The organism is Micrococcus sp. 63XJN7_8_ISO-PGPR-S23-253 (assembly GCF_056173425.1).
This window is the reverse complement of record NZ_CM149673.1, coordinates 499,015-511,928: the sequence shown is the minus strand read 5'-3', so window position 1 is coordinate 511,928 and position 12,914 is coordinate 499,015. Positions and strand designations below refer to the sequence as shown.

The following is a 12,914-nucleotide window of genomic DNA, read 5'->3' as shown; positions in this document are numbered from 1 at the left end:
GCCGTCAGCCCACGCTCTGGGCCTGGGCCTGGGCCTGGGCCTGGGCCTGGGCCTGGGCCTGGGCCTGGACGACCTTCGCGCCCTCCGCGCGCAGCTCGACCTTGCGGACCTTGCCGGAGACGGTCATGGGGAAGGCGTCGAGCACGCGGACGTAGGCCGGGATCTTGAAGTGCGCGATCCGGCCCGCGGCGAACTCGCGGACGGCGTCCACCGTGAGCGGTTCGACGCCGTCCTTCATGATCACGCAGGCCATGAGCTGCTCGCCGTACTTCTCATCCGGCACGCCCACCACCTGGACGTCCTGGATGTCCGGGTGGGTGTAGAGGAACTCCTCCACCTCGCGCGGGGAGATGTTCTCGCCGCCGCGGATCACGAGGTCCTTGATGCGGCCCTCGATGCGCACGGAGCCGTCCTCGTCCATGGAGGCGAGGTCGCCGGAGTGCATCCAGCCGTCGGCGTCCAGCACCTCGGCGGTCTTCTCGGGGGCGTCCCAGTAGCCGAGCATCACGGAGTAGCCGCGAGTGCACAGCTCGCCCGTGGCCCCGCGCGGGACGACGTCACCGGTGGCGGGGTCCACGATCTTCGTCTCCACGTGGGGCATGGTCCGGCCGACGGTCTGGGTGCGCACCTCCAGGGAGTCGTCGCGACGGGTCATGGTGGACACGGGCGCGGTCTCCGTCATGCCGTAGCAGATGGCGACCTCGGACATGTGGAACCGGTCGATGACCTTCTTCATCACCTCGACGGGGCACGTGGAGCCGGCCATCACGCCGGTGCGCAGCGTGGACAGGTCCAACGCGTCCGCCTCAGGCCGGGCGAGCATGGCGATGAACATCGCCGGCACGCCGTACAGGCTCGTCGCACCGGTGGCGGCCACAGCCCGCAGCGCCGAGACCGGCTCGAAGCTGCGCGCCGGGATGACGGCGAGCGAGCCGTGGGAGACGGTGGCGATCACGCCGATCACCATGCCGAAGCAGTGGAAGAACGGCACTGGGATCACCACGGTGTCCTCCTCCGTGTAGCCCAGCAGCTCGCCGATGTGGAAGCCGTTGTTCAGCACGTTGCGATGCGTCAGCGTGACGCCCTTGGGGAAGCCGGTGGTGCCCGAGGTGTACTGCAGGTTCACGGGGTCCGCCGGCCCGGTGGCGGCCTCGCGCACGGCCAGGTCCTCGTCCGAGACCCGCGCGGCCTCGGCCAGGAAGTCGGCCCACGTGCCCTCGGCCACGGGATCGGCGGCGTGTCGGCCGGCCACGTCGCCGGCCTGCACGTGCGCGTAGGCGTCCTCGCCGCTCCCGGCCGGCAGCATGATCAGCTGCCGCAGGTGCGGCGCCGACTCACGGGCCACGGCGCGTGCGGTGGCGGGCGGGTCCATGCGTGCGTCCGCGCAGGCCACCACCAGCCCGCGCATGTCGCACTGCTCGACCACGTAGGTCAGCTCGTGGGCGCGGTACGCCGGGTTGAGGTTCACGAGGATGACGCCGGCACGCGCCGCGCCGTAGAGCAGCGAGACCCACTCGGCGACGTTGGGGCTCCACATGCCGATCCGGTCCCCCGCCTCGTAGCCCGCGGCCATGAGCGCCTTGGCCACCGTCACGGACTCCTCACGCAGCTGCCCGTAGGTCCAGGTGCGGCCGGTGGCCGGGTCCCCGTCCGGTCCACACTCCAGGAGCGCGGCGCGGTCGGCGAACCGGCGGGCGGTGTCGTCGAGGTTCTGGGCCAGGGTCTGCTCGAGCAGCTCGACGTCGGTCGGTCCCTGGGTGAAGGACTCGGGGGCGGTGGACTCGGTCATCGGGCGCTCCTCGCGGATGGTCGGGCGACGCCGCACGGCGTCACGATGCAGGGCCGTGCCGCCACCGGACCGCACAGGGCATCGGGTGTGACACGGACCACAGGCAGGCTACGTCGCCTGGCGGGAGGCCGCCACCTCCCGGGGCGGGGACACGGGGGGTGCCACGGCCCCGGACGGCAGAAGACCCCGGGACCGTGTGGTCCCGGGGTCTTCGTTCCGGTGGCAGATACTGGATTCGAACCAGTGAAGGCAATGCCAGCTGATTTACAGTCAGCCCCCTTTGGCCGCTCGGGAAATCTGCCGTGCCACCCGGCGGCTGCCGGGCGTCTCGAGGACGACCGCACCGGTCGGGCGAGAGTCGACTGTACAGCATCCCCGCGCCACGCCGCCAATCGGCCCGGGACCGCGTCCGCCGTCCCCGGTAGGCTGGCCCGCAGAGCGCCCGGCGCGGCCCCGCAGTGGCCGTCGTCGACGGGCGCACCCCGTCCGCAGACCCTGAAGGAGAGCACCCGTGGCCAGCGATTCCACGTTCGACGTCGTCAGCAAGGTGGACAGCCAGGAGGTGTCCAACGCCCTGAACCAGGCGCAGAAGGAGATCGCCCAGCGCTACGACTTCAAGGGCGTCGGCGCCGAGATCGACTTCTCCGGCGAGAAGATCCTCATGAGGGCCTCCTCCGAGGAGCGCGTCAAGGCCGTCAAGGACGTGTTCGAGTCCAAGCTCGTCAAGCGCGGCATCTCCCTCAAGTCCCTCGACGCCGGCGCCCCGTTCGCCTCCGGCAAGGAGTACCGCATCGAGGCGACCATGAAGGAGGGCATCGACCAGCCCACCGCGAAGAAGATCACCAAGCTGATCCGCGATGAGGGCCCCAAGTCCGTCAAGGCCCAGATCCAGGGGGACGAGCTGCGCGTGTCCTCCAAGTCCCGCGACGACCTGCAGTCGGTCATCGCGATGCTCAAGGACTTCGAGGACGCGGACCTGCAGTTCGTGAACTTCCGCTGATCCGCACGCCGCCTCCCCTCCGATCCCACCAGGAGTCCCCATGCTGTACCTGATCGACCCTCGCGGGGCCGTGTGGTCCGCCGACACCACGATCGGCCGGGCGCGGGCCCGGGCCGGCGTGGACGGCCGCCCGGTCGACGACCTGAAGTTCGCCAAGGCCGCCATGCTCCTGACCTTCGACGACCATGTGGACCTCGCGCTGCGTCACGGCGTCGCCGCCCCGCGGGGCCTCCTCCTCGACCACGGGTTCGTGGCCCAGGTGCTCGCCCCCGCGAACCTGAAGGCCCAGCGCGCCAACCAGGACGCGATCGCCGAGCAGCTCGCGGTGGTGGAACGTCGCACGGAGGACGTCGGATCGCTGCGCTCCCACCGGCACGCGGCCGCCTACGAGGGCGCGGACCAGAGTCTGGAGCGCCGCATCACGAAGGCGGAGGAGGCGGCCCGCGAGACGCTCCAGGCGGCCCCGGACGAGGACCTCGTCCGCCACTGGACGCGCCTGGGTGGCGCGGTCCCGGCCACGCTCCAGGCCGACCGCGACCGCTGACTCGCCGGCCGCCGTCGTCGTGGTGGCTCCCGTAGACGGCGGCTCAGGCCGACGCGAGCCAGACGATTCGGCGGTTTCGCGGCCCGATCTGCAGCAGAATCATCTGGCTCACGGGCAGAGACGTCCGGCTCGGCGCTCGCTGGCTCGCAGCCTCCCGCCTCGCCACCGTCACGGAACCCCACGCCCGCTCAGGGCGTGGGGTTCCGTGCGTCGTAGCGCAGGAAGCCGGGCTGCCACCGCATCAGCGCGCTCACGCCGAGCATGCACAGCACGCCGCCGGCCAGCAGGGTCGGCCCCTCCCCCAGGCCCACGGACGCACCGCCGGTGATCAGCTCGCCCAGCCGCGGCCCGCCCGCCACCACCACGACGAACACGCCCTGCAGCCGGCCGCGCAGATGGTCCGGGGTCGCGGACTGCAGGATCGAGCCGCGGAAGACGCCGGAGAGCGAGTCCGCGGCCCCGCCCGCCCCCATGCACAGCGCGGCGAGGGCGAACGCGAGCGTGAGGCGGGGATCGCCGTCGGGCAGGGACCGCGCCCACCACACCACGCCGCCGAACGCGGCCACCGCCCCGCCCCACACGAGGATCGAGACGTACACGCCCCAGCCCTGCGCGTGCAGGCGGGTGAAGGGGGCGGAGAACAGCCCCGCGAGGAACGCGCCCGCCGCCATCGCGGCCAGCAGCACCCCGACGGCGGCCTCACCGCCGCCGAGCACCACGGCGCCGATGGCGGGCAGCAGGGCGCGCGGGAACGCCGTCGTCATGGCCACGATGTCCGCCAGGAAGGTCATCCGCAGGTTCGGTCGCGAGCCGAGGAAGCGCAGGCCCTCGACCACCGACGCCAGGCCCCCGCGCGCGCCCGAGGCGGCCGCGGCCTCGGCCTGCTGCGGCGGCAGGGACGGCAGCCGCCACACGGCGTACAGGGCGGCCAGGAAGGTGACGACGTCGATCGAGTAGGTCCACGCGTAGCCGACCGCCCCCACGAGCACGCCGCCCAGCATGGGGCCGACCATGAGGGCCACGGAGAACGTCATCATGTTCAGCGCGTTCGCCGCCGGCACGAGCGGCAGGCCCACGAGCGCGGGGATGATCGCGCCGCGGGTGGGCTGGTTGATGCCGGACGCGCCGGAGTGCAGGGCCACGAGGGCGTACAGCACCGGCACCGACTCCAGCCCGGCCCAGGCCTGCGCGGCGATGCCGACCGTGGTCAGCCACATGACGGCCGACGAGGTCAGCGCGACGCGGCGGCGGTCGTGCCGGTCTGCGATCGCGCCGCCGTACAGGCCCGCGACCACGAGCGGCACGAGCGCGGCGAGGCCGAGCAGGCCCACCGCGAACGACGAGCCGGTCAGGGCGAACACCTCGAGGGACACCGCCACGAGCGTGAGCTGCGTGCCCACGTACGAGAGCGTGTTGCCGAGCCACAGCCGCCGGTAGGCGGGTGAGACCCGCAGCGGGGTGATGTCGACGAGGAGGCGGGCCACCCCGGAAGCCTAGCGCCGGGGCGGCCAGGGCCCGCCCCGGATCAGACGGTCGGGACGGAGGCCCCGTCGCGGGAGATGCGGGTCATCTCCTCCCGGTCCACGACCTTCACCCGCTCCCGCGCCACCGGACCGGCCTCCGTCGCCTGCGCACCCAAGGACTTCTCATGCTCATCCAGAGCATGCCAGCCGGCCCACGTGGTGTACGGCACCTCACGGGACTCCAGCAGCTCGATCACCGACTCCTCGGAGGGCTCCTGGGCCGTCCACAGCCCCGGCTCGTCCTCGATCAGATGCGTGATCGTCTCCAACGAGTCGCCCTTGGTGTGCCCGATCAACCCCACCGGGCCCCGCTTGATCCACCCCGAGGCATACAGCCCCGGCACCGGGGCGCCATCCGCGTCCAGCACCCGGCCCTGCGCGTTCGGGATCACCCCACGCACCTCATCGAACTCCACCCCCTCCACCGGAGACCCGAAGTACCCCACCGCCCGGTAGACCGCCTGCACCGGATAGTCCACGGTCTCCCCCGTCGGGCGGACCCCACCGGAACCGTCCAGCTCCATCCGACGCATCCGCAGACCGTCCACCCGGCCGTCCCCGTCCTCGTCCAGGAACTGCTCCGGGGCCTGCAGGAAATGCAGATGCAGCCGACGCGAGGCGCTCTGCTGACGGTCCTCCTGCTCCATCAGCCAGTTCGTCAACGTGCCCACCATGGTGCGGACCTGGTTGTTCTCCTCGATCGCCTGCTCCGAGGCCTCATCGAAGTCGAAGTCCTCCTCGTACAGCACGATGTCCACGTCCCGGGAATGCGCCAGCTCCCGCAGCTCCAACGGAGTGAACTTCACCTGCGCCGGCCCGCGCCGACCGAACACGTGCACGTCCGTGACCGGGGAGGCGGCCAGGTCCCGGTACACGTTGTCCGGGATCTCCGTGGGCAGCAGATCCTCGGCATGCTTGGACAGGATCCGGGCCACATCCAGGGCCACGTTCCCGTTGCCGATCACCGCCACCTGCGTGGCCTCCAACGGCCAGTGCCGCGGCACATCCGGGTGCCCGTCGTACCAGGCGGCGAAGTCGGCGCCACCGAACGAGCCGGCCAGCTCCACCCCCGGCACGTCCAGGACCGCGTCGCGCACCGCCCCGGTGGAGAACACGATCGCGTCGTAGTGCCGACGCAGGTCCGCCAGGCTCAGATCCGTGCCGTAGTCCACGTTCCCCAGGAACCGGATGTCGCCGCGGTCCATGACCTTGTGCAGGGCGGTGACGATGCCCTTGATGCGCGGGTGGTCCGGGGCCACCCCGTAGCGGATCAGGCCGAACGGGGCCGGGTAGCGGTCGAACAGGTCGATGCTGACGCGGAAGTCCCGCTCCTCCTTGGTCAGGATGTCCGCCGTGTACACCCCGGCGGGTCCGGCACCGATGATGGCGATGCGCAACGGGCGGTCAGGGCGAACGGTCACGGCGGGTGGGTCCTTTTCGACGACGGCGGGTCACGCCGGCGGAGCACGGGGCGAGGCCCGGCACCGGCGCGCGGGATCGACCCCCCAGTCTACCTCCGTGACCGGGAGGAACCTGGGTGAGAGTGCTCACCCGGACCGTACAGTGGTCCGCGTGAGCCCCTCCTCCCCCTCTGCCCGGCCCGGCGCGACCCCCGACGGCGCCGCCCCCGACACCGGTGCCCTGCCCACCGTCTCCCCGGCTCCGGCCGACGACCCGCGCGGGCTGGCCCTCGGCTTCACCGCCTACTTCGTGTGGGGCCTGCTGCCGCTCTACATGGCGATGCTCGCGCCGGCCGGGGCCGTGGAGATCGTGGTGGTGCGCATCGGCTTCGCCCTGATCTTCTGCCTCGTGCTGCTGACCGTGATGCGCCGGCTGCGCGAGCTGGGGACGGCGCTGGCCACACCCGGCCGCTGGGGGGCCACCGCGCTGGCCGCCGGGATCATCGCGGTGAACTGGCTGCTGTACGCGGTCTCGGTCACCACGGGCAACGTGCTCCAGGCCTCGCTCGGCTACTTCATGAACCCGCTGGTGAACGTCCTGCTCGGCGTGCTGTTCCTCGGGGAGCGGCTGCGGCGGGGCCAGTGGGTGGCCGTCGGGATCGCGGTGGCCGCCGTCGTCGTCATGTCCGCGGCGATGGGGCAGGTGCCGTGGATCGCGCTCGGGCTGGCCACCTCGTTCGGGCTCTACGGCTTCGTGAAGAAGCGCTTCCCCTCCCCCGTGCACGCGGTGACCGCGATGACCGCCGAGACCGTCGTGCTGATCCCCGTGTTCGTGGTGGGCAGCGTGCTGTTGGCGCAGGCCGGGATGCTCACGACCGTCACCGAGGGGCCCGGCCACTTCTGGCTCATGGCCGGGCTCGGCGTGGCCACCGCCGTTCCACTCATCCTGTTCTCGGCGGCGGCCCGCTCCCTCACGCTCACCACCCTCGGGATGCTGCAGTACACGGCCCCCATCCTGCAGTTCCTCGTGGCGGTCACGGTGCTCGGCGAGCAGATGCCCGCGGCCCGCTGGGCGGGCTTCGGGCTCATCTGGCTCTCGCTGGCGGTGTTCACCCTCGACCAGCTGCACGCCTCCCGCCTGCAGCGTCGTCCGGTCCGGGTTAGACGGGGCGCGCGGGCCTAGACTGACGACATGCCCGCCAAGCCCCCCGCCCCCGTGTACCTCCCGGCCTTCCAGCGGCTCGTCCCGGACCTGTTGGGCGACGCCTGGGCCGAGGACGACGGCCTCGCCCCCGCCGACGTCGACGCCCGGCTGGCCCAGTCCCCCGCGGCGGAGCAGCTCGGCGCCGGACTCACGATCCCGGCCGCCCTGCGTGAGTTCTACCTCGCCCTGGGCAACTGCGGCGACCTCATGGAGACGGACCACTACGTGTGGGACCCCGAGGACCTCGAGGTGCGGGACGGCTTCCTCATGTTCCTGGAGGACGCGGACGAGACGGTCGTGTGGGGCCTGCCGGTGGACAACCTGGCGTTGCCGGACCCGCTGGTGTGGCGGCGCTCCGCCGGCGCCGACGCCCCCGAGGGCGACTGGCAGGACGAGGGCGGCACCTTCAGCGAGTTCCTCACGGACCTGCTCGCGTGGACCTTCGAGGACCCCGAGGACGACGGCGAGGGGCCGGACCGGTGACCGCGCCCGCCCCGGTCTCCCACGCCCCGGACGGCTACGTCTGCCCGTTCTGCGGGCTCGTGGCCGGCGACGTCTCCGACCCGGGCAACCGCTGCGAGCTCGGGGACACCGTCTACCAGGACGAGGACCTGCTCGTGCTGATCGCCGTGGACGGGTTCGGCGACCACGAGGGCCACGCCATGGTCTGCCCGGCCGAGCACTACGAGAACCTCTACGACCTGCCCCCGCGCGTGCTGCAGCGCATCGCGCTGATGGCCCAGCAGGTGGCGCTGGCCATGAAGCGCGCGTGGGCCCCGGACGGGGTCTCCACGCGCCAGCACAACGAGCCCGCCGGCAACCAGCACGTGTGGCACTACCACCTGCACGTGTTCCCGCGCTTCGAGGGGGACATGCTCTACCGGCAGCTGCGCCACCCGGTGGCCCCGGAGGTCCGCGCCCTCAAGGCCCGGGAGCTCGCGGCCGCGCTGGACCCCGTCCCGACCCACCTGGACTGAGCGGCCGCCCCGGATCGAGGCGGCGACGCCGCGGAGCCGCGGACCACGGCGTCAGGCCGAGCGCCCGACCACGTAGTCGGCGAACGCCTCGAGCGCCGCCTTCACGGCGGAGCCCGGCAGCGGGGCGAGCGCCTGCTTGGCCTGTTCCGCCCAGCCGCGGGTGATCTCCCACGCCTCGTCGATGGCGGGGTGGCCCGTGAGCGCGGCGACGGCGGCGGCCAGCTGCTCGTCGGTGTCGAGCGGCCCGTCCACGAGCGCGCGCACCCGGCGGGCGTCCTCGGCCTCCGGCCCCTCGCCCTGCGCGGCGCGGGCCAGCAGCAGCGTGGTCAGGGTGGGCACGCGCTCGCGCAGGTCCGTGCCGGGGACCTTGCCGATCCGCTCGGCGTCGCCGGTGAGGTCGATCAGGTCGTCGGCGAGCTGGAAGGCCAAACCCACCTTCTCGCCGTACGCGCGCATCACCTGGACGGCGGCCTCGTCGGCCCCGCCCAGCAGCGCGCCGAGCATGCCGGCCGCGGCGATCAGCGAGCCGGTCTTGCCGGAGAGCACCGCGTAGTAGTGCTCGATCGGGTCCGCGCCCTCGGCCGGGCCGCGGGTCTCCCACAGCTGGCCCTGCACGAGGCGTTCGAAGGTGTCCGCCTGGATCTGCACGGGCCGCGGGCCGAGCTCGGCCATGAGCTGGGAGGCGCGGGCGAAGATCAGGTCGCCGGCCAGGATCGCCGCCGAGTTGCCCCACAGCCGGTGGGCGGCGGGGGCGCCGCGGCGCACGGGGGCCTCGTCCATCACGTCGTCGTGGTACAGCGTGGCCAGGTGCGTCAGCTCCATCACGACGGCGGCCTGGCGGGCGGGCGCGTCCACGTCGGCGACCTCGCCGGAGGCCAGGGCGGGGTCGCCCAGGAGGGAGGCGAGCACCGTCAGGACCGGACGGACCCGCTTGCCGCCGGCGGCCATCAGGTGGTGGGCGGCGGTGTCGGAGAACAGGTCGTCGAAGCCGAGGGCGGTGTCCAGCTGCTCCTCGACCTGCTCGAGCGCGGTCAGCACGACCTCCAGGACACGGCCGTGCTCGGCGAGGGGTTCGAAGCCGGAGGGCAGGGCGAAGCCGGGGTCTGCGGTGGTCACCGGGCAAGCCTACCCAACGGCGCGCCGCCCACGGTCGTCAGCGCGGGGGTGAGCGCCTCGAGCACGCGGACGGCCCGGTCGACGGCGTCGCCGCCCCGCGCGTCCACCGTGTTGCCCATGACCTTCACCGCGGCCCGCAGCAGCGGGGGCGCGGCCATCCCGGCGCCCAGCGCCGCCTTCATCACCCGCGGATCGCCGATCAGGCGGGCGAACCGGGCGCCGAGGGCGAAGTGGCGGCCCCACAGGTGCTGGGTGATCACCGGGTAACGGGACAGGATCGCGTCCGCGGCGCCGTCGGTCCCGGCCCCGTGCGCCTGCACCGCCAGGTCCGCGGCGAGGCGGGCCGCCTCCATCGCGAACCCGATGCCCTCGCCGTTGAACGGGGACACCATGCCGGCCGCGTCGCCCACCAGGAGCATGCCCGGCACGTGCTGCGGGGTGCGGTTGAACGCCATCGGCAGGGCCGCGCCGAGGATCCGCGAGGTGCGCGTCTGCTCGGCGATCCCCCAGTCCGCGGTGAGCGCCCCGGTCCAGGACTTCAGCAGCCCGCGGTAGTCCAGCTTCCCGAACTGCGGGGAGGTGTCCAGGATGCCCAGGCCCACGTTCACGGTGCCGTCCGCGAGCGGGAAGAGCCAGCCGTAGCCGGGCAGCGGGTTGCCCTCGGCGTCCGGCAGGCGCAGCCAGGACTCCATCCACTCCCCCCGGTCGCCGGGCGGGGCGGGGATCGCCCCGTCGACGGCGGCGCCGGCGGTGTAATAGGCCCGCACGGCCACGCCCATGGGCCGGTCCTCGCGGCGGTGCAGGCCCGCGGAGACGGCGGCGCGGGCGGAGACGCCGTCGCACGCGAGCACGATCGGCGCGGTGAAGCGGGCGGTCTGGCCGGTCTTGCGGCCGTTCGGCGCGATCAGCTCCGCGTCCAGCCCGACCACGCGTCCGGCCTCGTCCCGCACGACGCCGGTGACGGCGTGCCGCTCGCGGACCTCGGCGCCGCGGGTGCGCGCCAGGTCCGCCAGGAGGGCGTCGAAGTCCCGGCGGGTGCGGGTGAGCGCATAGTCCGGCCAGGTGTGGGTGGGCGCCCACGGCACGTCCACGCTGCGCTCGCCCGCGCGCAGCCGCAGGCCGCGGATGACGCGCCAGCCGCCGTCGTCGCCGGGCTCGCCCCGGTGGGGCACGCCGAGCAGCTGCAGCTCCCGGACCGCCTGCGGGGTCAGGCCGTCGCCGCAGACCTTCTCACGCGGGTGCGCGGTCTTCTCGAGCACCACCACGTCCAGCCCCACCGCGGCGAGGTGGGCGGCGGCGGTGGCGCCGGCGGGGCCGCAGCCGGAGATCAGCACGTCGGCGCGGCGCACGACGGCGGGGGTCGAGTCGGGCGCGGGCGACGTCGGCGTGTCGGTCACTGGGGGGCCTCCTCGGCGGCGAGCTCGGCGGTGGGCGGGGCGGGGGCCGGGCCGGCGTCCGGCGCACGGTCCGGGACGGGGCACGCGGGCGGGAACGTGGCGCGCACCGCCGCGGCCAGGGCGGCGGCGACGCGCGGACGGTCGGCGCGGTCGCAGCGGACCTCGAGCAGACGCCGGCCGCGCACCGGGTCGGCGAGGGCCCGGACGAGGTCGACGCGGTCGGTGACCCGCGTGTGCGGGACGCCGTACGCGGCGGCCAGGGCGGCCAGGTCCACGCCGTGCGGGGTGCCGAAGAGCCGCTCGACCGGGTCCGCCATGCCGGGCGCCTCGGCCACGGCCCCGTGTTCGAGGCTCGCGAAGATCGCCCCGCCGTCGTCGTTGACGACCACGAGGTCGAGGTCCGGCTCGGTCTCGGTGGGGCCCACGAGCAGGCCGCCCGCCTCGTGCAGGGCGGTGAGGTCGCCGAGCAGGGCCACGGTCCGCCGTCCTCGCGCCAGTGCGACGCCCGCGGCCGTGGAGACGGTCCCGTCGATCCCGGCGAGCCCGCGGTTGGCGTACACCTCCGCGTCCGGCGCCGAGGGGGGCCGCCAGGTCAGGTCCACGTCCCGGATCACCGAGGACGAGCCCAGCACGAGCGGGCCCCGGACCATGGCGGCGCTCACGTGCGCCACCGTCTGCGGGCTGAGCCGGTCGCCGGCGTCGGTGGTGACGAGCACGTCCTCCACGGCGGCCTGGGCGCGCATCGAGGCGTCCTGCCATGCGGCGAGCCAGCCGGGCTCGCCCTGCCCGGCGAAGGCGGCGAGCTCCTCGAGGGTCTCCACGGGCGTCTCCCGGCGCCGGCCCGGCTCGAACCACGGGGCGGGCTCGGGGGCGTGCAGAGCCGTGGCGACGTCGGGGCGGGCCAGCAGCGCGTTGACCGTCCGGGTGAGCGTGGGCCGGCCGAACAGCACGACCCGTTCGATGCGGGCGGCCAGGGGGTGCGCGTCCGCGTCGCGCCCGCCGGCCGCGCCCAGCAGGAGCGGATACGCGGCGATGGCGTTGGCGGAGAACCGCGCGTTCGATGACGGCTCGGCCAGCAGGGGCAGGCCCAGGGACAGCGCGAAGGCGGCGGCCGCGGGGCCGGCGCCGTGACAGGCCAGCACGACGGTGCGCCGCTGGTCCAGGCGGGCGACGTCCAGCTCGGGCAGCCCCGAGAGCACCGCCCCGGGTGCCCGGTAGGCCGACGCGGCGGCGGGGGCCGGACTCGCGCCGGTCGGGGCGACGGCCGGAACAGGGGCGTGCGGCGCCGCGGCGGCGGCGCCCATGGCGGCCGCCTCCTCAGGGCTCGGCACGAGCGGGTCGCGGAAGTGCAGGTTCAGGTGGACGGGTCCGGCCGGGGCCTCTGCCATCGTCACCGGACCGGGCGCGCCGTCGTCGGAACCGGCCTCGGCGACGACCCCGTCGGCCGCCAGCAGGGCCCGGCGCACGGTGGCCCGCACGTGGCGCAGATGCTGCTCGGCGTCCACGTCGTCGGCGGCGTCGCAGCCGAGGGAGGCGGCATGGCGGACGTGCGTGCCGAACACGCCCCTCTGGTCCGTGGTCTGGTTCGCGCCGGTGCCGTGCAGCTCGGGCGGACGATCCGCGGTCAGCGCGATCACGCGTGTGCCGGCGTGGAAGGACTCCATCAGGGCGGGCAACAGGTTCCCGACGGCGGTGCCCGAGGTGGTCAGCACGCCCACCGGGCGCCCCGAGGCCAGCGAGAGCCCGTGAGCGAGGAAGCCGGCCGAGCGCTCGTCCACCCGCACGTGCAGGCGGACCTCGCCGGCGCGCTCTAGGGCCGCGAGCGCGTAGGCCAGCGGGGCGGAGCGGGAGCCGGGGCAGACCACCGCGTCCCGCATGCCGGCGTCGATCAGGGCGGTGGCGACGGCGCGCGCCACGGAGAGGGAGTCGACGGAGGTCATGGTGGCCACCAGTCTAGGCCCGGG

Annotated in this window: 11 protein-coding genes and 1 tRNA gene; 5 read left to right on the top strand and 7 right to left on the bottom strand. The window is 74.0% G+C overall.

The window, feature by feature from the left end; genetic code table 11:
- Positions 1 to 4: 4 nt before the first annotated feature.
- Together AC0VX4_RS02380 and AC0VX4_RS02375 are read right to left on the bottom strand one after the other, a co-directional pair.
- Complete coding sequence (locus AC0VX4_RS02380; RefSeq protein WP_475464533.1) at positions 5 to 1,789, bottom strand: AMP-binding protein; 1,785 nt, start codon at positions 1,787 to 1,789, stop codon at positions 5 to 7.
- Between the two features lie 220 nt (positions 1,790 to 2,009).
- Positions 2,010 to 2,091, bottom strand: a tRNA-Tyr gene (locus AC0VX4_RS02375).
- A gap of 209 nt (positions 2,092 to 2,300) precedes the next feature.
- Here AC0VX4_RS02375 and AC0VX4_RS02370 point away from each other — a divergent pair.
- Both AC0VX4_RS02370 and AC0VX4_RS02365 read left to right on the top strand, forming a co-directional pair.
- Entirely contained in the window at positions 2,301 to 2,789 is a 489-nt protein-coding gene (locus AC0VX4_RS02370; protein ID WP_036383893.1) for a YajQ family cyclic di-GMP-binding protein, read from the top strand.
- A 40-nt stretch (positions 2,790 to 2,829) separates the two neighbouring features.
- Positions 2,830 to 3,333, top strand: a complete 504-nt coding sequence (locus tag AC0VX4_RS02365; protein WP_475464532.1) for a hypothetical protein — start codon at positions 2,830 to 2,832, stop codon at positions 3,331 to 3,333.
- Positions 3,334 to 3,521: 188 nt separating this feature from the next.
- Here AC0VX4_RS02365 and AC0VX4_RS02360 read toward each other — a convergent pair whose 3' ends face one another.
- Complete coding sequence (locus AC0VX4_RS02360) at positions 3,522 to 4,817, bottom strand: MFS transporter (RefSeq protein WP_098470718.1); 1,296 nt, start codon at positions 4,815 to 4,817, stop codon at positions 3,522 to 3,524.
- 41 nt (positions 4,818 to 4,858) lie between these two features.
- Complete coding sequence (locus AC0VX4_RS02355; RefSeq protein WP_475464531.1) at positions 4,859 to 6,277, bottom strand: FAD-dependent oxidoreductase; 1,419 nt, start codon at positions 6,275 to 6,277, stop codon at positions 4,859 to 4,861.
- 142 nt (positions 6,278 to 6,419) lie between these two features.
- Here AC0VX4_RS02355 and rarD point away from each other — a divergent pair, with 142 nt between their 5' ends.
- From rarD to AC0VX4_RS02340, 3 genes are read left to right on the top strand one after another with little or no spacing between them, the layout of a single operon-like run.
- Positions 6,420 to 7,439, top strand: a complete 1,020-nt coding sequence (gene rarD, locus AC0VX4_RS02350) for an EamA family transporter RarD (protein ID WP_145032863.1) — start codon at positions 6,420 to 6,422, stop codon at positions 7,437 to 7,439.
- 9 nt (positions 7,440 to 7,448) lie between these two features.
- Positions 7,449 to 7,943, top strand: coding sequence for a hypothetical protein (locus tag AC0VX4_RS02345; protein WP_475464530.1), 495 nt, complete (start codon positions 7,449 to 7,451; stop codon positions 7,941 to 7,943).
- Entirely contained in the window at positions 7,940 to 8,437 is a 498-nt protein-coding gene (locus tag AC0VX4_RS02340; protein WP_230282081.1) for an HIT family protein, read from the top strand. Before AC0VX4_RS02345 ends, AC0VX4_RS02340 begins: the two co-directional genes overlap by 4 nt.
- Positions 8,438 to 8,488: 51 nt before the next feature.
- Here AC0VX4_RS02340 and AC0VX4_RS02335 read toward each other — a convergent pair whose 3' ends face one another.
- Genes AC0VX4_RS02335 through menD form a run of 3 tightly spaced genes read right to left on the bottom strand, consistent with a single transcriptional unit; the run spans position 8,489 to position 12,890 of the window.
- Entirely contained in the window at positions 8,489 to 9,553 is a 1,065-nt protein-coding gene (locus tag AC0VX4_RS02335) for a polyprenyl synthetase family protein (RefSeq protein ID WP_144879414.1), read from the bottom strand.
- A complete protein-coding gene (locus AC0VX4_RS02330; protein ID WP_475464529.1) occupies positions 9,550 to 10,950 on the bottom strand; it encodes a geranylgeranyl reductase family protein in 1,401 nt (466 codons plus the stop codon). Before AC0VX4_RS02330 ends, AC0VX4_RS02335 begins: the two co-directional genes overlap by 4 nt.
- A complete protein-coding gene (gene menD, locus AC0VX4_RS02325; RefSeq protein ID WP_475464528.1) occupies positions 10,947 to 12,890 on the bottom strand; it encodes a 2-succinyl-5-enolpyruvyl-6-hydroxy-3-cyclohexene-1-carboxylic-acid synthase in 1,944 nt (647 codons plus the stop codon). Before menD ends, AC0VX4_RS02330 begins: the two co-directional genes overlap by 4 nt.
- Positions 12,891 to 12,914 lie beyond the last annotated feature (24 nt).

Excerpts from the sequence above, each read along its gene's own strand:
- AC0VX4_RS02380 (WP_475464533.1), bottom strand. The coding sequence starts at position 1,789 with ATGACCGAGTCCACCGCCCCCGAGTCCTTCACCCAGGGACCGACCGAC.
- AC0VX4_RS02365 (WP_475464532.1), top strand. The coding sequence starts at position 2,830 with ATGCTGTACCTGATCGACCCTCGCGGGGCCGTGTGGTCCGCCGACACC.
- AC0VX4_RS02345 (WP_475464530.1), top strand. The coding sequence starts at position 7,449 with ATGCCCGCCAAGCCCCCCGCCCCCGTGTACCTCCCGGCCTTCCAGCGG.
- menD (WP_475464528.1), bottom strand. The coding sequence starts at position 12,890 with ATGACCTCCGTCGACTCCCTCTCCGTGGCGCGCGCCGTCGCCACCGCC.